15 protein-coding genes are annotated in these 20,915 nt (G+C 53.3%); 2 read left to right on the top strand and 13 right to left on the bottom strand.

The genetic code is table 11. The features are described 5' to 3' along the window. The first annotated feature begins 255 nt into the window (after positions 1-255). Entirely contained in the window at positions 256-1,233 is a 978-nt protein-coding gene (locus tag B2A78_RS11285; protein WP_077730095.1) for a glycosyltransferase family A protein, read from the top strand. A 160-nt stretch (positions 1,234-1,393) separates the two neighbouring features. Here B2A78_RS11285 and B2A78_RS11290 read toward each other — a convergent pair whose 3' ends face one another. From B2A78_RS11290 to B2A78_RS11360, 13 genes are all read right to left on the bottom strand, one after another. Then, complete coding sequence (locus B2A78_RS11290) at positions 1,394-3,127, bottom strand: ATP-grasp domain-containing protein (protein WP_077730096.1); 1,734 nt, start codon at positions 3,125-3,127, stop codon at positions 1,394-1,396. Positions 3,128-3,134: 7 nt separating this feature from the next. Beyond that, entirely contained in the window at positions 3,135-3,989 is an 855-nt protein-coding gene (locus tag B2A78_RS11295; RefSeq protein ID WP_077730097.1) for a sulfotransferase domain-containing protein, read from the bottom strand. A 5-nt stretch (positions 3,990-3,994) separates the two neighbouring features. Beyond that, positions 3,995-4,930, bottom strand: coding sequence for a glycosyltransferase family A protein (locus B2A78_RS11300; RefSeq protein WP_077730098.1), 936 nt, complete (start codon positions 4,928-4,930; stop codon positions 3,995-3,997). Between the two features lie 440 nt (positions 4,931-5,370). Then, positions 5,371-6,816 carry a lipopolysaccharide biosynthesis protein gene (locus tag B2A78_RS11310; protein WP_086135599.1) on the bottom strand — a complete coding sequence of 482 codons (1,446 nt, stop codon included), beginning with the start codon at positions 6,814-6,816 and terminating at the stop codon, positions 5,371-5,373. Between the two features lie 690 nt (positions 6,817-7,506). Beyond that, positions 7,507-8,400, bottom strand: coding sequence for an FkbM family methyltransferase (locus B2A78_RS11315; protein WP_077730101.1), 894 nt, complete (start codon positions 8,398-8,400; stop codon positions 7,507-7,509). Between the two features lie 165 nt (positions 8,401-8,565). Next, on the bottom strand, positions 8,566-9,444 hold the full coding sequence (locus tag B2A78_RS11320) for a hydrolase 1, exosortase A system-associated (protein ID WP_077730102.1): 879 nt from the start codon (positions 9,442-9,444) through the stop codon (positions 8,566-8,568). Between the two features lie 14 nt (positions 9,445-9,458). Continuing rightward, positions 9,459-10,298 (bottom strand): hydrolase 2, exosortase A system-associated, encoded by an 840-nt coding sequence (locus tag B2A78_RS11325; protein WP_077730103.1) that lies wholly within the window; start codon positions 10,296-10,298, stop codon positions 9,459-9,461. Next, a complete protein-coding gene (locus B2A78_RS11330) occupies positions 10,295-10,540 on the bottom strand; it encodes an acyl carrier protein (protein WP_077730104.1) in 246 nt (81 codons plus the stop codon). The genes B2A78_RS11325 and B2A78_RS11330 overlap by 4 nt, the downstream gene beginning before the upstream one ends. 430 nt (positions 10,541-10,970) lie before the next feature. Then, positions 10,971-12,308, bottom strand: coding sequence for a putative O-glycosylation ligase, exosortase A system-associated (locus B2A78_RS11340; RefSeq protein ID WP_077730106.1), 1,338 nt, complete (start codon positions 12,306-12,308; stop codon positions 10,971-10,973). A gap of 93 nt (positions 12,309-12,401) precedes the next feature. Continuing rightward, a complete protein-coding gene (locus B2A78_RS11345; protein WP_077730107.1) occupies positions 12,402-13,637 on the bottom strand; it encodes a pyridoxal-dependent decarboxylase, exosortase A system-associated in 1,236 nt (411 codons plus the stop codon). Beyond that, positions 13,630-15,228, bottom strand: a complete 1,599-nt coding sequence (locus tag B2A78_RS11350) for an acyl-CoA ligase (AMP-forming), exosortase A system-associated (RefSeq protein ID WP_077730108.1) — start codon at positions 15,226-15,228, stop codon at positions 13,630-13,632. The genes B2A78_RS11345 and B2A78_RS11350 overlap by 8 nt, the downstream gene beginning before the upstream one ends. A 552-nt stretch (positions 15,229-15,780) precedes the next feature. After that, on the bottom strand, positions 15,781-16,368 hold the full coding sequence (locus tag B2A78_RS11355; protein ID WP_205780756.1) for a hypothetical protein: 588 nt from the start codon (positions 16,366-16,368) through the stop codon (positions 15,781-15,783). A gap of 274 nt (positions 16,369-16,642) precedes the next feature. After that, positions 16,643-19,933, bottom strand: a complete 3,291-nt coding sequence (locus B2A78_RS11360; protein WP_077730109.1) for a VanZ family protein — start codon at positions 19,931-19,933, stop codon at positions 16,643-16,645. A gap of 388 nt (positions 19,934-20,321) precedes the next feature. Between B2A78_RS11360 and B2A78_RS11365 the strand changes: the two genes are divergently transcribed. Next, complete coding sequence (locus B2A78_RS11365) at positions 20,322-20,645, top strand: hypothetical protein (RefSeq protein WP_077730110.1); 324 nt, start codon at positions 20,322-20,324, stop codon at positions 20,643-20,645. The last annotated feature ends 270 nt before the right edge of the window (positions 20,646-20,915 follow it).

Here is a 20,915-nt window from a genome sequence, read left to right on the forward strand (position 1 = left end):
AGGAAGGTGGACAGTCTACGCGGTACCCGGAGGTCTGGTGGGTGAACACGACGCTATACGACCAGATGACGGCCCTGAAATTCTACCGCCAATCGCCAATAATCGGTGGCTCGTTTGTGACTGCTTTGAGTCGGTCATCGCAATGAAAGGCAAAGATCCATATTTTTGGCGATACGTGCTTTCGGTTCCGGGATCGGCATTCCAAAGTCTTACAAGACGCTCCTGATAACATAAAAATCAAAAGCATACTCAGTCATGAATACTAGCAAGCCTTTTTTTTCAATCATCGTTCCGACCCGGAATAGAGGTCAGGAGCTAAAAAACTGCCTGGACGGAATCTGGCAACAAACATACGCCGATTACGAAGTGCTGGTTTTGGATGACGGATCATCCCAATCCATTCGAGACGGCCATCAAGCGTTGCTTGGTCAATACGATCAACGCTATCGCTGGCACGCGATCAATGCCGCGGGGACCGGAGGCTCGGGGCCATCGACCGTTAGAAACATCGGTTTAAGCCATGCGCAGGGGCAGTATGTTGCCTTTTGCGACGACGACGATTGCTGGCACGGAACCGACCATTTGGCCGTTGCCGCGGAGGTGTTAAAAGAACAAGGCGAGCGAGTTTATATCGCTGGCTTACAAATTAAAAATGAACAGAATCAGGTCATCATGGAACGGCATATGACCCAGGTGCAGCGCCATTTAGAGAATGCTGAAAAACTTGGAAACCACGAGGTTTATCGCTTATCCCTACAACAAATCCTGTCCTATCCGGATTACGCCCATCTGGACAGCATTATCCTCGCAACGGACCTGTTAGATGAGTTGGAAGGATTTTGGGAACATACTCGCTTTGCCGAGGATGTCGATTTGTTCGTCAGGGCTTGCGAGCGTTCCGGTTCGGTACTCTATCGGCCGGAAATCTGCGTAACCCACTTTGCTCCTGAAAAGCGTCAGGGCGAATCGGTCTCCAATAAGATGAGTCTACGCGACCGACGCTTGCTGGAGATGAGCGTCTACCAACGCTTGCTATTGATCTGCAAGGCGAAACCCGCGCTTGATTATGTCCGAGTTAGCCTGGCGAATACCCAAAAAATGCTAACCGAGGAGTTATTGGCCGAAAATCGCAAAATCTCGGCAAGCTGTTTCGCGCGGTCGGCTTTCGCGGCCTTTCCGACCCTGAAATGGGGGCTTTACAGCCTTGGGCTGTCCTTCAAATCGATGCGGTAACCTTATGAGGACCTCGAAAAACCGCCTTCCCGGCGGTTTTTCTCTTCGCCAAGCCCAAACGCGGATTGGGCTTGGCTTTACGTTTTCAACCGCTTACGCGGCTGAAAACGACGGGGCATCCCTGCCCCGTACGAGCACCTCGAAGTTTTTCGAGGTGCCCTTATTTTGTCCGATGAATTCTGCTCAATTCGTTGATCGCGTGTTGTATTCGATTGAAGCAGTTTTCATACTCGGACATCGCCTGATTGTAAGGATCGGCGATATCGATATCGGAAAATTGCTGTTTAGTTAGGCTACCCAGTAAAAAAGTCCTGTCTTTCGCTTCCGGATATTCGGATACCAAGCGCCGATATTGTTGCCCTTCCATAACGAAAATAATATCGGCGCTGTCCACCTTCAGCTTGTCGAGGCGCTTGGAACGACAGCCCGTCATATCGAACCCATGGGATCGGGCCACTTTAATCATATTCGGGTCGGCGGGACGGTTATCTTCCGGATGAAAACCCGCTGAATCGAAGCGGATCTTCGACGGATTGACGCCATTTTCCGCGAGCACTTGCGCCAAAGCGCTTCGGTTGATATTTCCATAGCACACGAATAAAACGGTTTTAGCCTGCCCCAATTTTCTTGTTAATGCGGTGCGCATACCGGTGGAGCCGTGTCTCTTGAGAAGATATTTATCACCGACTATGCCCCGGATCCGCTGAAGGTAGCCATTAAGAAGCTCGACGAAATCCATTAGGCCCGGTAGCGGATCGCGCCATTGCTGCACATCGAAAAAATGGCGGGTAGGATGCAATATAAATAAGGCATCTAAAAGCAGTTGCCGAGCGCTCGGATAAGCCACCAGCTTCGGATCGCCGCTGCGGCGCAGCACTTGCTCGTACCAATACACGTCCGCCGATAATTTGCGGCAGTAAACATGCTCGCGGTAATTCGAATCCGTGGGCACCTGATTCAGAACCAGCAGATCAAACAGTTTTACCGGGAAGTCGGCGCCGGCCGCACATGCCAAAGGCAAAGATCCCCAAAAACGCCCATTGATTTCCATCAACCAGTATTCGCCGGTCGCGGGGTTCCATTTGAATTCGACCATCGCCACGCCGTGCCAGTCCAGCGCCTTGATCAATCTCCGCGCGGCGGCAAGCAGGACCGGGTTGATGGCGACGCTCTTGCGATAGCAGCTGCCGCCGCCGGTTAAAGGCAACTCATGCAAACGTTCGTGTTGAAACGCATAAACGATTTCGCCGTGATTTGCCAACAGCTCGATACCGGCGCCGACGCCTTGCGCATATTGCTGGAGCAAGAACGGACCATGGTCCAACATCGACCGCGCTAATTTGAAAAGTTCTCCGTCGTCGTGCGCATAAGCGACGTTCAAGGGCCGACGGTCATCTCCGCCGGATATCGAGTGGGCCGGCTTGAGTACGACGGGATATTCCAGTTCGCCGACGAACTCCGATAACTCCTCGGCCCGCGCAATCGGGTAGCTGAAGGGTGTCGGCACGTCACACTGTCGTGCAAGCGCCATGGTTTCGGCTTTGTCCAGCACCTTGTTCAGACTGTTCCTCGGAGCGATCGCCAATAGATCGGCAAACGGCGCCATTTTTGGCGAGCGCGCCAAAGGAACAAGCGTTCGTTCGGTGACCGGGATGACCAGGGAATACGAGACCTTGCTCAGGTGCTCGGCAAGATAATCGACGAAAGCAGCGCCCTGAGTCAGCGGATCGGGATATTGCCAATGCTTATTGGCGTATCGGGAATACCGGGCTATGGGCGCGGAGTGAGGGCTTGCAATATCACAAACGATCCCTCGCCGCCCCAGTGAACGAACGATAGGCAAACAAGAAACGAAATCGGCATCCAGAACGAGCACGCGATGAGGATCTTTCATAAAGGCGTCAAGCGATCAAACCCCGGGCCAGTAAGAATTCACGAAAGCGCTGATGCCGTTCCGCGGCTTCGCTGGCCGGCAAGGGCTCGGCAATTTTTTGATCGGGGCGGGTGTTTGATTTCGTGCTGATCCTCGCCGCGACCCGATCGGGATCGAAGTCGACACCGATGTCTCTTAGGAGCGTGCAGGTTTTTTCGTGGTCGTTAAAATCTTCCGTCCGAAAATGCAAGAACGTCACCTGGGGCAGCTTTTGTTTCCACGAGGCGATTCGCGCCTCCATTTCGTACCAGTACCAAAGGCCCTTATAAAACGGATGCCTGAACTCCTCGTCGGCATCGAGAATATCCCCGATGGCCAGTAAATTGTCCGCTGTCCTGTAGTCGAGCCACCATTTATTGCCTTCTACCGTTCCCGGAAAATCCTGCAAAGCGTAAATGGAATTCGCCACTTTCACCGGATCGCGCACCAGATGAATAATCAAAGCCCTCTCGCCGAAGTCCTGTATCGCATATTCGATATAGGTCTTAACGAACATGTGGTTGGACTCGAAATAAAATTCGTATCCCGAGGCGGCGCGCCAAAGATTGATCGACTTGATTCGCCAGTAAATATTTCTGACGTAATCCTCATTACCTAGGGATTTTGCGGTAAGTACGTCGTCGAACATCGCGGGATACGGTTCGTGTTCCGCTTTGCAGCCGGGGATGGCGTTGAAAATGTCGCCCAAGGTCATCGTTCCGCTACGGCCGGTGGTGGCGACAAAAACCATTTTTTTTAAATTTCGGCAGCGGAATCGATAATAACGACGAACCTGATCGGAAACGGCCGGGTGATATTTGATGTTCTGAAGTAGTGTAATCATAAAACTCAAAAAGCGCGGCGCAGGAGGGATCGGATAAACCGCAGTTTGTTCTTTGTGGTTAATCGGGCGAAGCCGAGTCTGCCGACGATTTCTTTTAAAGCCTTTTCGTCCTCTGCGTAATACGCCGCCAGAAAAGCGTTTTGCAGCATGACTCGTATGGCGTCATCGACTGCATCGTGATGCTGATCGGGCGCAACTTTCAACTTAATGTGATCTTCTCTAATCCGGCAAGCGCCGAGATAGCTTTTTAGAATCGCGGCTGATCTATTGCCTGTATGCCGGCGCTGTTTTGCAGTTGCGGTGAGATCGCAAAGTACATAGCCGTGTAACGCCGCTTTCAGCGCCACATCGGCATCTTGGGCGACCATATGGGAATAACGGGGATCGATTCCACCGATCTTGTCGTATAAATCGCGGGTCATCACAGTAGTGACGGGTGAACCGGGGTTAAACACCAAAAAAGAGCGATAGGCGTCGTTTCCCATGACAATGCAATTATCGGCGTCTGGAGTGCCAAAACGTTGCCACCAATTTTCGGGTGCGTCGGAAAAATAAGTGCGATCGGGCAGAGCGGATGGCCCGAACGGAATTAAATCGGAAAAACTGAAATCGACCTCCGGATGCTTGTCAAGTAAAGAAACTCGGCGTTGCAGGTGCTCCGGAAGCCAAATATCGTCACTGTCGCAAAATGCCAGCCAGGGGCAAGTAGTCGCTTCGGCAGCTGTTTTTCGGGCGATGCCGGGCCCGGAATTTTCTATGCGGATCGATTTGATACGCTTGCCGTAACTCGCCAACACCTCGGGCGTATGATCCGTCGATCCGTCGTCCACCACGACGACCTCGGCAGGTGGATAGGTCTGATTCAAGACCGAATCTAGGGTTTCCTTGAGATAATCGGCGCGGTTGTAAACGGGGATAGCGACGGAAATTTCGGGTCTCATCGGCGTCTATATTTCAATGGTTTATCCAGTTTAGAGAATAACTTTTCGACAACATCTTAGAGGTATAAGATTGGCTCCGGCTGCTTACAATGTTGTCGTCGCAATCGTTATATTCGTCTCGCTTCTTCTAGCAACGATAGCCGATATTTGTCTGTTTAATGAAGTATTATCTGCTTCGACTATGAAGATAATATGAATGATTATTATAAAATTTACAAAATTAGGTGAAGCAGCCCACCTCTCAATGGGGGAAGATGTTCTTCAAATTTGAGTTTTTGCTGAAGTGCATCATAAGCCTTAATTTGTCCAAATATATTGTTAAGCTACAGAGTTTTATTTTCTATTTGGTCCTTTACCGCATATGTCATCAAACGGGTTTGTCGTACCTTATAAAAGGTATAAAGCATCAAAATAACTGGGCTGTTAACAGCAAATGAAAATCATGTGGTTGCCTTTCTTAAAAAGAGCAAACTGACTATTTCTTTTCTGACCGGATGTTTTGTCAAAAACATGGATGTTAACCAGGATAGAGTGAATGTTGTTCCCGCCAATGCTAGCAGGAGAAACGAGTTGTCTATGTCAGTGGCGAGGCTTTGCTTCATGTAAAGCGGGGCAGTTAGAGAAATAATCGTAATGAGGCATCCAGGTATTGTGGATTGAAAGAGGAATCGCCAAAACTTTAGCTCTATGAGAGGAGAGAGTATAAAGAGGTAAATAATAAAGCTGATAACGTAGATTGCAACCTGCGCCAGGGCGAGGGCACTCAAAGAAATAGATGCAGCTGGAATTATGGCGAGAACTCTTAAGCTTTGAATTAAAATTTCGGCTTTCAAAACCAATCCCGGTTTATTGAGCGCATATAATGTATTAGGGGCAAAGGACCACATGGAAAAAATTACGCCTCCTAACGCCAGAATTCTTATGATTTCCGCAGATGCCAACCACTGGTCGCCGAACATTAATAATATGATTTCGTCGGCATAAAGGGCGAGGAATCCGTAAAAGGGAAAAGCTATAGACGTAACATAGACAGTGGCATTGAGAAAAGCCGGGCCAAGGGGTTTGTTCTCGCGATTTTGCTGAGCAATCACCGGGTAATAGACATTCCGTATAGAACCCATGAACTGCTGTGAGAACATACTGACTATGGTCTGCGCTTTGCTGTAGATCGCGACGTTGGAAAAGCCGAGAGATTTTCCTATCACTAACTCAGCAACGTTGTAGCCAACTTGCCCGAGAACGTTGGTTAGGCTCGATTTTCCACTGAACGAAAATACATGCTTACTTCCCTTTAAGCTCGGTAAGACAAACGAGTCTTTGGGTCTAAGGGCTGTCGCCGTCAGCGCGGTGGTCAAGATATTGACCAAGGAGCCCCAGACCAGGCTCATGAAGCCATGGCCCTGATAGGCCAAATAGATGCTCGTTCCGGCGGAAGCGATGGTGCTGATGAGGCCTATATACATCAGCAGATGAAACTTCATCTCGCGTTTGAACAGGGCCAGTACCGGCGAGCTGAAGGGGATGATGACGAAATTGAGGCTCATCCAGGCCATGATTTGCACCAATGCCGGTTCACGGTAGAAATCGGCGATGACATGCCTAGAAAGGTACAGGCCAAGGGCGATGCTCCATGCGGCCAGCATGGTGATGCCGAACGCGGCTTTAAGACGGTCTTTGGTAAGGTTTTTTTCCTGGATGATGTAGCTGCCCACGCCGAAATCCCGGAGCATGTGGGCGATCGCGAGAACGGCCGCGCCGACGGAAAAGACGCCGATTTCATTCGGCGTGAGCAGGCGGGCGAGGATCATGCTGGAGCCGAGCTGAATGGCGACTTGCAGATAAGTGTCGGCCAGGGAATAGACAAGCGATTTTTTTACGGTGGTCACGCGTGAGCTTTCGTGTAGCAAATAACCGGAAAATAATTTAAATCTATTAGTTTCGTAGCCGTGCTGTGAGGGACTTAGGCTGTCGTTCGGACTTGCCCTCGTTACCTTGACATGGTCCCACCAGAAGAACAAGGCTGTCTTACCGCTCGAGGCTCAAAGGCTCAAATTATCCTATCCGATGCTGTTTTTCCTTCGGAAGTGCATCGACATAGGCTAGAGCGTTTTCAAAGCGGAGGTAGAACCGACTTAATTCGGCAAAGAAAACCATCAAGCTGAGAGGAAAATGCTCTAGGCGTTATCAATGGCTTTAGGCATGCCTCAATTTCGGCTCTCCCCGTATCCGCGAAAGGCACAAAGATGATGTCGGGAAATTCTTACGTCCCTAATAACACCTCGCTAGTCGATCTCTCGGATTCTATAATCGGACAGCCCTCCAGTTGCGATGAAATCTCGCCTTTCATCGGGCGTAAAATCCAGATAATTTACCGGTATTTAGTAATCGATTGAACGCGACGGAATTTGCCGCGTAAACCTTGAGCATTCAGCTAAAACTATTTTCGACTGGTATCGCATATCTTAGTTGAGGTGCCTTGGATGATTTAAGAAATACAGATAAATCTGGAAACGCATACTAAGATTCTCGTTTGCGTCATGGATCTTTGCCTATCATCAATTATCCAGCATCATAGGTTATGATGCTCTAGTTGACACCCCAATTACGTCATATATTTTCCGATTTACTTGCTCGAAGAATGGCTTGCTAGGATTTATCATGGTTAACGGCGCATCAGCAATAAACCATTTGGTGTCACGTATATTTGTGATCGTCATCAGCAAATCTTCAGCGTTGCAATTATTCCTGGCGAGCACGTCCGGATGAATTTCAATAAAAAAACAAACATTATCAGCCTTGGATATTGTCTCGATTGCGCCCTCAATCGCGGCAAGTTCACCGCCTTCAACGTCAAGCTTTATAGCAACATCACGAGTGTATAAATGTTGCAAATCGTCGATTCGAATAACGTCGATTGCGCCGAAATCGGCTTCCTTAATATAAGCTGAATGAGGGTCGGACTGCCCGTGTGGGAAGCAAAGCGTTCCTTTTCCACGAAAATTAGAGACTGCTGTATTAAAAAGATAAGTGTTTTTTCCCTTCAGAAGATCAAGGTTCTTCCGCAAGACAAAAAAACTATCAGGGTTTGGTTCTATGGCAATAATGTTGCTAATGTTGGGGCAAAGTTTAGCCATCCGATAACTGATTTGCCCGAATGCAGCTCCACAATCGATGAAAGTTGAACTATTTCCGAATGATTGATATATAACATTAGCAAAGTTAACTTCACGCAATGCTTGGAATAGCGAAAAATCCCTGATAAACAAGGTCTCTGGGATAGTAAGTGGAATATATATGTGGCTGTCGAAGAATGGGAATCGGCCAATCCGATTCAATAGGCCGAGTTTGCCTAAAATACTATAAAAGAAATATTCTCCCCGACGACCATTTAGCAATGTATTTAACGCACGTGCAATTCGAAAATAGAGCGGAAAATCAGCAGATTTTTGGCGAAAATTATGGTGTTTCATATATTTATTACATTAGCCAGACGATGAGTTTTGGCTGGGTTGACAAAGATACTCTCGTTTTCGGTCAGATTTGACGCCTTTCAAAATTAGTCCTTATCAGCTAAGGGCGATCTTATGTCGTGAGCTCAATCACTGAAGGATGATATCCCCTTGTAAAGGGCATAGTTAAGCGTTCCGAACATCGCCGTTCAGCCATCGGAGCGCATTATCGATAAGTTTTTCTCGGTCGATGGCGCGTGAGAACGTATGATCGGCGTCGGGCTCGTCGATTCGGGTTAGATCGAGATTATTCAATATGGCCTGCCAACGCTCGGAAAGGTTTACGAGTTCGTCGAATTCCTTGCCTATCAGGCTGTACCCGCTCATAAACAGCAAAACCTTGCCCTTAAAACGCGCCAATCCTTCACGCATTTTTTCCTGATAGGTTTCCAGATCGTCGAAATCCCGGTCTTTGATCCGGTTCGAATTCTGCTCGGCTTGCATCGACGTTCGCCATAGATCCAGGAGCGAACTCAAAGCGGTCAGCGGATTGAATCGGAATGTAGCCAATTTGAGCCAAAAGCTCTTTTGCATGATCCGCATGAGATAGTAGTGTTTGATGTAGGTTCGGGCCTGTGTGGCTTCGTTGCGCACCCAGGGATTCTGCATGATGAGCCGCTTAACGCGGCTGTCCTGCCAGGCGTACATCATTACCGCCGAGGCGGCATTACACTCAGCCCATAAGACTATGTCATCTATGTTCGGGACTTGCTGCTGCAGCTGATCGATCGCGCTGCGTATATCATCGTCTATATGCTCAAAGCCTTTAAATTCGCCGCCGCTGTCACCAAAGCCGCGATAATCGAATCGCAATACGGGATAGCCGTCCTCCGCTAATCGCCGACTCCAAAGAATAAGTTGCCGGGCACAGCCGACCCGGTATTGGGGGCCGCCGGCTACCACTACGACGACCGCCGTATTTTTGCTGTTTGACGGTTTGTGCAAAATGCCGATTTGCGGCGAGCCGTGACAATTAATGATTAAAGGGATTTCTTCGGGACTCATAGGCCTACAATCGGTCAGTTGCGAAACAATTCGGTGGTTTTGTCGATTAACTCTGGAGTTAGCTCACGTTCGTGCAACTGCCAGAAGAAAGGGCCGGAATAGGTATGGGGCCGAACGCGTATGCCCTTTTCGAGCCAAGCAGCGATGGCTTTTTCGCTGGCGGGCGACAGTGTTTGCCCGTCTTCGACAACCGCCTCGAACCAATCGATTTGTAGAGCGGGGTTTAGCATGTCGTAATTCGACAGCTTTTTCTCATCTATGGCGCTGACCAATTGCGGCGTTAGTTCATAACCAGCAACTTCCAGATTGTGACCTTGCCGTAAATGCTCTCGCATTTGTTTAGTGGTCTCTTTCGGCTCGCCTCTATCCATTAGCATGGCCAAACGGATACGAAAAAATTGCGTTAATAGGACCGAGCCATCCAACACCGGTTGCCAGAGGAGCAATCGGATGAATCTGTCCGGCTGTTGGCACGCCAATTCCGTGGCGAGCAATGCACCCAGGCGAAGTCCCCACAAGCCGATATTGCTATATCCCTGATCCGCCAGCCAGGAGTAGGCGGTATCGGCGTCATCTTTCCACTGCTGCCAATCGGTCTGCGAAAAATCGCCTTGGCTATCGCCGGTGCCGTAATAGTCGATCAGCAGGCTGCCGACGCCTAGAGCAGCGAGCTTTCTGGCTTGCAGCGCTACCATGACGCGGCAGCGATTCAACTCTTCGGCGAATGAGGGTAAAAAAAGCAATACCGGCGCTTGTTTGTTTCGGGGCGGCGCAAACAGGCAAAAAATGTTTCCTCGAGTGCCGGATAAGTAAAAGGGTTGCAAGCTAATATCTAGAGCTTGATGAGCATTCATAGCTTGCTCTCGACAAACGACATCAATGAACCTAACGTAGCAAAGACATCGGCACTGATTTCGTCGTCATCGATTGTGCAGCCCACGCTTTCTTCTATAGCGGTAATAATATTAACGACACCCATCGAATCCAGTTCCGGTAAATCGCCTAACAATGCAGTTTCGGGCGTAAAACGATTAACGGAATCACCCAATTGCAAATGTTGTTTCAGTATGTCTTTTACCAGTTTTTCAACGTTCACGTATTTGTACTCACCAGGTTAATTGTTTTGAAATTATTCCATTCGGCATTCAAGCGAACATGAATCGTAGGGTAGGTTAGCCCCTCGGCTCCGCTCGCGACAGGCTCCGCGTAACCCGCCGATTGAAGGTTGCTCGGTGGGTTACGGCGCACGCGAAGCACAGTGATCGGCGGTCGATCAGTGCTGATGTACGCCTAACCCACCATCGATGGGTTTCGCTTCGCTCCACCCATCCTACAAAATGAATGCCGGATTGAAAGCGATTTGGAATAAGCTTTTTCTCATCGCACTGCGGGATGTCCGGAAATATCCTCGACGGTCCAGTCGGCTGGCACAAAAATATCTGCTGTCGTTCGTTTTCACCAGACTGCCTATGTTGCCGCCGGTGAATGACGGTTCGAGGCGTCCGTAACATCCAAAGGTTTCGTACTTAGCCCGGCCTGATCGGTTTACGCACGAATGAGCCGCTTCTGCCGGGTGTCGAGACGGTCGATTCGGATATAGTCGCTTGGGAATTTTCGGTCATGTCGGTATTCGTGGCGTATCTCCGCACCACATAGCCGGACATCACGACGATAGAGATCAAGGCATAATACAGATCGAAGTATGCCATTCCCAGAAATGCTCCCGAGACTGCGTATCCAACCAAACTCACCTGAATCATGCGCATTAAATCGGCAAGCGGCTTTAACTCGGGGTAATGGTTGGCTTCCTTGGCAATACGGGCCGCGCTCCGCCAGGTAAAGAGAGCGAGGGTGAGATAAATAGCTAAACCGATAAAACCGTGTTCCCCGAGTATTTCGAAATAAATACTGTGGGCATCATGGTAATCGTCCGGATTGGGAGCATAAATCTTGAACAGATAAGGATCGAATGTTTCGAAGCCCCCGCCCAATAACCGGCTCATGGCCAAATTTATCGCAAATCCCCAGGCATTGATGCGCCCCATGGCGGATCCATCCTGGTCGTAGCTTTTGATGGTCCCCATGCGCTCATGCCAGGAATCGGGCATGAACATATATAGGGTCAAGCCGCCGAAGATCGCCAGTATGGAGTAAGCGAAACGGTTTTTCCCTTTCATGACGAGAAAGGTTCCCATGGCGACGAGACCCAGCAACGCGCCGCGGGACTGAGTTCCGAGTACTGCCACAACGCACAATATCATGGCCGCCAAGCAGCCATTCTTGAGCCAGATCGGCTTGCTGTGCATTTGCAAATATCGGATCAACGGGATGGTCATGATCAAGGCCAGACCGATCTCGTTGTTGCCGCCGATAACGGTTCCGTCAGGCCCCCAGACATGATAGCTTCCTGCGGTCAAAATTGTGAATATGCCTCCTTTCACGCCATAAAAACCCAGCGATGCCGCAATCGTTGCAACCAGCAGATAGATCCGGCGCTGGTCCTTTATGACCATCATCGTCAGGAAGGTAATAAGCTGAATTTTCCATATTTTGTTCCACTGTTCCCAGGCTCCTTCCGGATTCAAGGCGAAAATCGTGGTGATCAGCATCCAGAGGATGAAGATGGCGAGCATTGTCGTTTCCCGAGTCCACGGTATTTTTTTATCCTCTTTGCTGATCAATAGTGACAACAGCAACGATAGAGCAATTATCAAAGAAAATGGCATGCTTCTCGCGAAGCCCCAACAGGCGCGATGGGCATTCATGTAAGCGAGCCACGACCACATCAGAATGCCGATGGCCGGTGATCGGAAGATGAAAGGAACACTTCCGAAAACGATCAGAGTGACTATCAAATCACGCATGGAATACTCATATCGACAGGTTTGCGGGGCCGGGGCTATACCATCGTCCGATCCGTTTTTCGGTGAAAGCCACGAGCTTATTCCGGAGCCTGTTTAGGCCAACACTTCAGCGGCATCAGGATGATTCAGAAACAAATTCGGACTCGCCGTATATCCGTAGGCGCCGGATTGATAAACGGCCACCAAATCGCCGATATCGGCCCGTGCCAGATCCATTCGATCAGCGAGAATGTCGAGGGGGGTGCAGAGCGGGCCGACCACGCTGGCCTCTTCGCGCCCCTTGCCTTGGACTTTGTTTCCGATCACCACCGGATAATTCTTCCGAATGACTTGACCGAAGTTTCCGGACGCGGCGAGGTGATGGTGCAGCCCGCCATCGGTCACCAGGAAGACTTGGCCGCGGGACATTTTTCGATCAACCACTCGGCAAACGTACAAACCGGCTTCGCCGACGATATAACGGCCCAGTTCGATGACGACCGTAGCATTCGGAAGATGCGGCCGAATTTCCTCGAGACGTTCCGTCAGTTGCTCGCCGATCGGACGGATATCGAGAGGTTGCTCGCCCGGGAAATACGGAATGCCGAAGCCGCCGCCGATGTTCAAAAGGCGAATCGGCGAAGGGCAGTGATCCGCCAAACGCAGGGCAAGCTCGATACTTTTCTGCTGGGCTTCGATAATGGCTTCCGCCCGCAAATTCTGGGAGCCGCTGAAAATATGGAAGCCCTGGAAATCCAGTTGGTATTTGCCTACACGCCGCAACAGTTCGGGCACCAGTTCCTCGTCCACGCCGAACTGCTTGGGTCCTCCGCCCATTTTCATGCCCGAGGACTTGAGCTCGAATGCCGGGTTGATGCGAATCGCGACTCTTGCCGGATGACCCAGGCGCTCCGACTGTCGGGCGATGACATCCAGTTCGTGAGCGGATTCCACGTTGATCAAGATTCCGGCCGCGATCGCACAAGACAGCTCTTCGGCGCGCTTGCCGGGACCGGCCATGCTGATGTGCTCGGGAGGCATGGGGGTGTCGAGCGCGACTTTCATTTCGCCTGCGGAAGCCACGTCGAGGCCATCCACTAATCCCGCCAGGTGCTGGACGACCGCCGGCATAGGGTTGGCCTTGATCGCATAGTGCAAGTGGATTTCCTTGGGGAGGTGCCTACGGAGGTGTTCGATGCGCTCCGTGATGAGCCGCCGGTCGTAGACGTAAAACGGCGTTCGTCCGACGCGCTCGGCCAGCCGGGTCAATTTCATGCCGCCGACGATCAGACAATCATCTTCGACCGGAAACTGAGTCAGAGCGGCGTGACGGGGAGATTCCTTATTCATGGGCACCCTCTTCGTAGAGGCGGGCGAATTGCGCCGCGAGTTGTTTCCGATCGATTTTGCCGTTCGGATTCCGCGGCAAGCTGTGCAGAAGCTGAATCGACGCCGGTACCATGAAGTTCGGCAACCGCTGGCGACAAACCTCGATCAAGTTATCGCTCGGCGTTTCGGCCTGGCTGGTGGAGATAACCGCAACGATCGCTTGGCCCAAGGTCGGGTGGGGCACGCCGACGACGACGGCTTCCGAGACCAGCCCGGTCGAATAAATGACCTCCTCGACTTCGGTCGGGCTGACCCGGTAGCCAGAGGTCTTGATCATATCGTCCTTGCGCCCGACGAAATAAAGATAGCCTTCCTCGTCCATGGTCACGGTATCGCCGGACCACACGGCAATTTCCGGTATCGGTAATTCATGAGGGCGGCCTGGCGCGGGTCGGAAACGTTCGGCGGTTTTTTCGGGGTCGTTCCAATAGCCCAAAGCGACGAGAGATCCCCTGTGAACCAACTCTCCGGGCTCGTGGGGCGCGCAGGGCGTGCCGTCCTCGCGTACGACGACGATTTCGGCGTTCGGAATGGCCTTTCCCATCGAGTCCGGCCGGAGATCGATTTGGTCGGGCGGAAGGTAAGTGGACCGGAACGCTTCGGTCAGACCGTACATCAGAAAGAATCTGGCGCTAGGCACGTTATCCCGGATGCGCTCCAACGTCGCCTTCGGCATTTTTCCGCCGGAGTTGGTCATGTAGCGCAGATGTTCGTCGATGCTTGCCGGCCATTGGAGTTGAGCCAACTGCGCCCACAGCGGCGGAACGGCCGCGAGTCCGGTAATGCGATAACGCGTTAGGGCATTGACGACATCCTTGGGCAAGAGGTAATCCATCAACACACAGCAGGCGCCTTTGAGCAGGGCCGTCGTCAGTTGGTTCAGCCCGTAATCGAAGCTGAAGGGCAGAACGGCGAGGATACGGTCCTCGGGGACGATCTCCAAATACTGAGCGATGCTCTTGGCGCCGGTAACGATATTCCGATGGGAAAGCACGACCCCTTTGGGTTTGCCGGTACTGCCGGAGGTATACAAGATGGCGGCCATATCCGTATCGATGATGACCGGGTTGGCCGGCTTTGTGGCGGATGGTTCCAGTCGTGACAAATCCGCCCAGCTTAAGACCCGAACCCCGGCGATCGCGGGCAGTTCTTCGGTCGAATCGGTGGCGATGACCGTGTGCAGATCGGTGCACGCTGCGAGTACGCCCATCAAGCCGTTGAGGCGGCTTTGAGACGTGATCAGAACCCTGACATTGCAGTCCTGAAGAATATAGGCGACCTGCTCGGCCTTAAGCACGGGATTAACGGGTACGAATACTCCGCCGGCCTGCGAGACGGCCAAATAGCTGACAACCGTTTCGACTTGCTTGGGCAGATAGACCGCGACGCGCTGCTGGCGTAAAAGGCCGACTGCCGATAATGCGTGAGCCTGCTTCGATACCGAGACGGATAGCTCACTGAACGTGAGGCTCGCCTCCTTGTGGCGGATTGCAGGGTTGGAAGGTGTTATCTCTGCGGTTCTTGCCAATAAATCATGAACTAATACAGGCATGGCTTATTTTTCGTGATTAGTTGATTTTGCAGGCATAATGCCGTCGGTAGGGCGTGGAAAATATCCGGAGCCGGTTGCTAGAAATGGCTCCGCATAATTATTGATCATCATTTCGGTATCGGTAAGTCTGCTACGAATCGTGAACGCGCGTAATCCCGTTGCTCTGGTGCAGAAAACAAGTCAGGTGGACGTCGATCAGGCAAAAATCGCGTAGTTTTCCCATTAAGCACGTCACCCCGGCAGGGAATGCCGGGGTCCAGAAGCCATGGATGGCAGAGACCTATCACTTCCTTGTGTACTGGATTCCGGCAATCCCTGCCGGAATGACGGCTTAACTTAACGGCATTGCCCGAAGTATTCCGGGACATGAATGCGCATGTCCGCTTTTTCTGCCTTAAAGTAAGCGCGGCATGAATCGGAGCCGAGGACGGGTACGGCGAATCCAATCAGCGCACTCCGTCGGCGTTATTTGTACAGGAAGGCTTCCAGCCGCGCACGGCGGGCTCGGGTCGCCCGCCACCTCTTTGTCAATCGCTATCCGAGAAGACCGTGCTACGGACAAGAAGGGGAGCTTACAACAGTGCCCACGATTTCTTCGCCCGAGCTTGCGTTGCAGAAACTGTAACTGTTGCCGCCGTTGCCATAAACACGATAGTCATAGGTACCGCCGCTGCCATAGTCGTAGCGGACAACAGCGTTTGCTCCAGTGCCCGAGATACTCCAAGTGCCGACTGTTTCGGACGGGTCCACCGGATCGGAAGGGCCATTCTTGTAATCCACGAGCGTACCGCTACCTGTACCCTGGTGCTGCTCCTGCCATCTCTCGGCGCCTCGGGTCGCGCAGACCGTCATGCCTGATAATGTGGTTGAAAGCTGGGTTTGGTTGAGATTAGGGCCGGTACACGCTGCCATCGCCTCGCCGGCGATGCTGACGAACACGATCACGCCCCAAATAACGATTGATTTCATGGTTTTATCCCCTGGTGAATTGACGCGCAAGCGGTCGTAACTATAGCGGATGAGCCCGGCAAGCTCTATCGATATCTGTAGGAGTCTCCGAAAAAACTCTGCTCTTTCGCCGGGGACCGCTAGCGCACTTTCTGCTTCGCTCAGGACAGGCTTATTCCAAATCGCTTTCAATCCGGCATTCATTTTGTAGGATGGGTAGAGCGAAGCGAAACCCATCGATGGTGGGTTAGGCCGCGCGGCCGTAACCCACCGAGCGGCCTCGGATCGGTGGGTTACGCTCCGCTAACCCACCCTACATAATGTCTACTCGAATGCCGAATGGAATTATTCCGGCCTACAAGCGGAGATCGGCAAGCCTGTGCCGACGATCCCGTTTGCCGATCCGTGACGTTCGGGAAGGAGCGAGACTAAAGCGGCCGTTTGCGATGGAAGCAGGGGATTTCAGTTACGGGACTACATCCTGCAAGAATCGCCGCACAGGTCTCCCGGCTTGATTGGCACGCGTCAGCAAGCCGGCACCGAACGCCCCTAGATAGAACAGCATGGATAGCCGTGGGGTATCCATCGTGCTGCCGAGGAGACCCACCGTAAGAAACGCCAGCAGCGCGCCGGGCAGGATCGCCGCATCTAAATCCCCTCTTGCCAGGGCCGGTCCGCAAGTTTTTCCGACGCCGAGCAACAGCAGCGCCAAAGCCGCCAGTCCCAACAAGCCTTGGGAAAAATACATCTCCACGGCTTGCTGGTGGATATGCCAGGCCAAGTCTTGATCGGCGACGAACAGCCAGCGGGCGACTCCGTCGCTGAAATCGCCGTTAGCCACCAGTTCGTGTCCTTTCTCGGTCATGAGACTTATGTCGTCCACGTCAAGCGGGGTATCGGAACTCTTGTTGTGCAGCGACAGTTTTACCGGCCGGTAAGGCCAGTTGCCGCTCCCGCCGAGTTTTCCGGGACTCACCTCGACGGTGACCGTTTGCCAGTTGCTTTCGGACGACTCCGGCCGCAGTTCGGGCAAGATACAGTCGAATGAGTAAAGCAGCGCCTTTTCGCAGAGGGGAACACTGAGGAAGCCGCCGCCGGAAGCCTGCCGAATCCGGGCGGAAAGTATGTAATGTTCGCCGGGGGCGACGTCGACGATCTGATCGAGAAAAACCGGCTCGCCGGCACCGAGGCGTAGATAAGGGTTGTCGCCGTCGCGCATGACGGTATAGGTGCCCGGTGCTTTGGTAGTTTCGGCGCCCAATGCGTAGAGAACGGGATATTGCCCGAAACCCATTCCAATGAGTGCTGCCGTCGGTCCGTCATCCATTAAACCTAGAGCACGCTTCCAGTGCGCTTCCCGAATGGAGAGATCCTCCGAGATGCGTGCCAGCCGGGATTGTGCGAATCCGCCGGAAAGCACGGGAACGGCGGCGGCAACCGAGGCCGTCAAAAGTCCCGCGAGCGCCAGCCAGCGATGGATCGGAAATTCTTTCCGCTGCCTCAGCATGCTGAACAGTACCGGCACCAGGCCAGCAATGAGGGCGGCGTATCCGCCGCGCGAAAAGGTCACCAGCATGGCATAGCTGACGCCCATGGCGGATGCGACGCCGAATAGCTTCAGCATCCGGTTGGACGTTGCGAGTACCGAAACCACCAGCGCCGGAAAGGCGAAAGCGATGAAGGCCTCGATGTAGGCGCCTCCGGTGTGCATGCTGGCGAAGGTTCCGGTTACGCGAAACACGTTTTCGAAGTCTCCCAGCCCAACGTACACATGGCGTTCCCATAAAACGGCCAACGTCACCATGGCCAAGCCGGCGACCAAGCCATTTCCCATCTGGCGAAGAGCCGCTCCGCTGTTTTCCGGAGGGATGCGCCGTGTGAGGGGTACGAATAGCAGCGCCCACAAGAGTCCCTTGCCGACCATCCAGGCTTCCAGCGGTGAATGGGAGCTGTCGGAGAAATTTCCTTCATTTCCCCAAAGCGGCCACAAGCCGCGCGCGCCGGCAAGCAATCCGCTTACCCACAGCAGCGCGACCGCCCATGACAAACTTCGATTCGGCCAGGGCCGAGGCTTTATCCGGTAAATCCGCAGATAGGTCACGGCGAGTGTGACGAGGACGACCAGGTCGAATTCGTCCAGCATCAATCGGCCGGTCCAGGGACTCAAGTCGAGCGCGGGCAGGAGAGCCGGAACGGCGAAAAGCCATCCGCTGGGATACCGCCACAACAAGGCCGCGTAGCCCGCCAATGCCGCGATCAGCCATGGCGTGCCGACGGAATAGGACAATATGCCGACCAGAGCGAGCAGCGCCGCGGCGAAAGCGATCAGCACGCCGAAAGGATGTGGCGTGCCGTAGACCTCGGGATGCGTTGGCGGAGGATGTGCCGGAGGGAACTCTCGATCATGGGTTGTGCTCGGCTGTATCGGCTCGTCACGCTTGCTGGTCAGTACGACTCCGACCCAACGCGCCAGCGCGTAGGTGACCGCGGCACTTGCTGCGGCGATCAGCAGATTGGTGAAATCCGGGTGCTTGGGTGGAACGAAGAGCTTGCCGAATTCGATGGGGAACGCCAGCGCGGCGGCGAAAAACGCCACTTGCAGCATGCTGGGGGTTTTCTCCCCTAGGCTTCGAGTCCGTAAAGCCCACCCGGCGAGACCGATCGGAGCGTACATGGCGGCCTGGCCGAGCACGCTCACCAGGGCGGCCTGTTCGGTAGTGAAATAATGATAATAAAAAGGCATGATCCGGATGCCCGCGAGGCGCGCCATAGCATCGGCAAACGGCAGCCAGGCGGTCGAGAACCAGCCGCCGAGCGCCAGCAGCGCCAGGATATACGGCAACGCGGCGAAGGGTATCGTGGTCTTGATAATCCAAGCCAGGGGCGAGGGGCCATGCCGAAGCAGGATTCGGCCTATCGCGGCGCCCGCCACCAGTCCCGCTCCGCGCCATAGTACCGAAAGCCCTTGGCTCACGCCCGACGCGAGCAGCAATTGAAAGGGTTCAAGGATCAGGCTCAGCATCGCTCCGATCAAGAAGATGCGGCGGTAACCGATTCCCGGAGCGGCGAGAGCGATGAAGACGCCGAGCGGCGCAATCGCGACAATTTCACTCGCTTGACGCGCCGTGCACCGCAGCCAGCCGTTGCAGCTTCCCGCGATCAGCCACCCCCAATTGTCCGAGCTCAACTTCCATGCAAGTTCTTGGGTCGAGACAACGAAGTCGTAGGGAAACAGGGACAGCAGGAGATACAGAATCAGGTAGGCGATCATCGCTGCGTATACCGATGCGCGTCCGCCTTCCGCGAACGCATCCAACAGCCGCGCGATGCGCCATCGTCCCAAGACGAAAAGGGCGATTCCGCCGGCCGAGCCGAGCGTCTCGGCCAAAAGATCGTTCAGCGAGACTGTGCGGGGAGCGAAGAATATCTGGGTGAACTCCACCGCGACCGCGACCGCGAGGCAGAACACGAAGATCGACAGCGCCGTCAGGTGACGCAGTGCCCCGGTCGACCGTATGCCGACGCCCCATGCGCAGCCCAGGAACGACAACGGCACATAGAGCACGATGTTGGCCACCCAGTCGGCCCTCGATTCGATACCCAGGTCCAGATACTGAATGGCGGAGAACTGTTTGACTGCCTCATCGAACGTGTAGGCGCGATACTCGAAAGGCACCAGGCTTCCGTACACAACGAAAACCAGGTAGACCAGGAACGCGAAGAAGGCGTGGCGACGGTCGGCTGTGGGCATGGTCATCGGTCGGATATCAAGCTCGTCAGGTGCTGAGAAAGGCCGGTGGTAATATTCGGGCAGCAACAGGGGAAACCGTACGCCGCATTTCGTTTTTGTTCAATCGCGATGCGGTCTTTTTCGATTTGCTGACTGTATCAGTGAAAAGCTGCGCCGGTAAGAATCCTTATTCCATGCGACATGCAAGTGAACATTAATCGTAGGGTGGGTTAGCGGAGCGTAACCCACCAATTCGAGGCCGCGCGGCCTAACCCACCATCGATGGGTTTCGCTTCGCTCTACCCATCCTACAAAATGAATGCCGGATTGAAAGCGATTTGGAATTACTGCGCGTTTTTCGGCGCGGATCGGCCTATGCGAAATTTCGTACAGAGCCCATTGGATCGGAATCGATATGAAAGACACCCAAAAAACCTGGACGCCGCAACGCCTGGCTGAATGGGAGCAAACCCGAGCGCGCGGGAAACGCCGCTTCGTTTGGACTCATGGCGTGCTGCAATGGGGCGGGTTCATGTTTGTCTTTTCTACCATGGTGTATCAACACCAGGTGTTCGGCGATATCTTCAGCACCCAGGGCAATCTTCCGTTTCGTCTGATACTGGGCGTCCTGGTTTGGACCTTCGTGGGTTATCTCTACGGCCGGTCGAAGTGGCAGCGCAACGAGCAGGAATATGCGGAACAGACGAAGTCGCGGAACAAGGGAACGTTCGTTTCCTGAATTTCACTCGGGCTTGCCGAGGGCCCGTGGTGGGGTGGGGTGGGTGCGCCCGGACCATCCGCGCAACCCAGCAAGCCAGGCGTGCGCCGTAACCCATCAAAGCGAGCGGCAAGGCCACCGAGCGTTGCTTTCGTGGGTTACGGCGCACTTGAAGCGCAGTGATCAACGGCCGGGCGGTGCGGGAGTGCGCGTAATTCCATTCGGCATTCGAGTGAACACTCATCGTAGGGTGGGTTAGCGGAGCGTAACCCACCGATTCGAGGTCGCTCG

Origin of the sequence: Methylocaldum sp. 14B, from assembly GCF_002005105.1 — a bacterium.
In the GTDB taxonomy this organism is placed as follows: Bacteria; Pseudomonadota; Gammaproteobacteria; order Methylococcales; family Methylococcaceae; genus Methylocaldum.

What these genes read in the sequence shown, in the direction of transcription:
- B2A78_RS11320 (WP_077730102.1), bottom strand. Translation starts at nt 9,444, where the DNA reads ATGAGTCCCGAAGAAATCCCTTTAATCATTAATTGTCACGGCTCGCCG.
- B2A78_RS11285 (WP_077730095.1), top strand. Translation starts at nt 256, where the DNA reads ATGAATACTAGCAAGCCTTTTTTTTCAATCATCGTTCCGACCCGGAAT.
- B2A78_RS11300 (WP_077730098.1), bottom strand. Translation starts at nt 4,930, where the DNA reads ATGAGACCCGAAATTTCCGTCGCTATCCCCGTTTACAACCGCGCCGAT.
- B2A78_RS11295 (WP_077730097.1), bottom strand. Translation starts at nt 3,989, where the DNA reads ATGATTACACTACTTCAGAACATCAAATATCACCCGGCCGTTTCCGAT.
- B2A78_RS11325 (WP_077730103.1), bottom strand. Translation starts at nt 10,298, where the DNA reads ATGAATGCTCATCAAGCTCTAGATATTAGCTTGCAACCCTTTTACTTA.
- B2A78_RS11290 (WP_077730096.1), bottom strand. Translation starts at nt 3,127, where the DNA reads ATGAAAGATCCTCATCGCGTGCTCGTTCTGGATGCCGATTTCGTTTCT.
- B2A78_RS11360 (WP_077730109.1), bottom strand. Translation starts at nt 19,933, where the DNA reads ATGACCATGCCCACAGCCGACCGTCGCCACGCCTTCTTCGCGTTCCTG.
- B2A78_RS11315 (WP_077730101.1), bottom strand. Translation starts at nt 8,400, where the DNA reads ATGAAACACCATAATTTTCGCCAAAAATCTGCTGATTTTCCGCTCTAT.
- B2A78_RS11345 (WP_077730107.1), bottom strand. Translation starts at nt 13,637, where the DNA reads ATGAATAAGGAATCTCCCCGTCACGCCGCTCTGACTCAGTTTCCGGTC.
- B2A78_RS11340 (WP_077730106.1), bottom strand. Translation starts at nt 12,308, where the DNA reads ATGCGTGATTTGATAGTCACTCTGATCGTTTTCGGAAGTGTTCCTTTC.
- B2A78_RS11365 (WP_077730110.1), top strand. Translation starts at nt 20,322, where the DNA reads ATGAAAGACACCCAAAAAACCTGGACGCCGCAACGCCTGGCTGAATGG.
- B2A78_RS11350 (WP_077730108.1), bottom strand. Translation starts at nt 15,228, where the DNA reads ATGCCTGTATTAGTTCATGATTTATTGGCAAGAACCGCAGAGATAACA.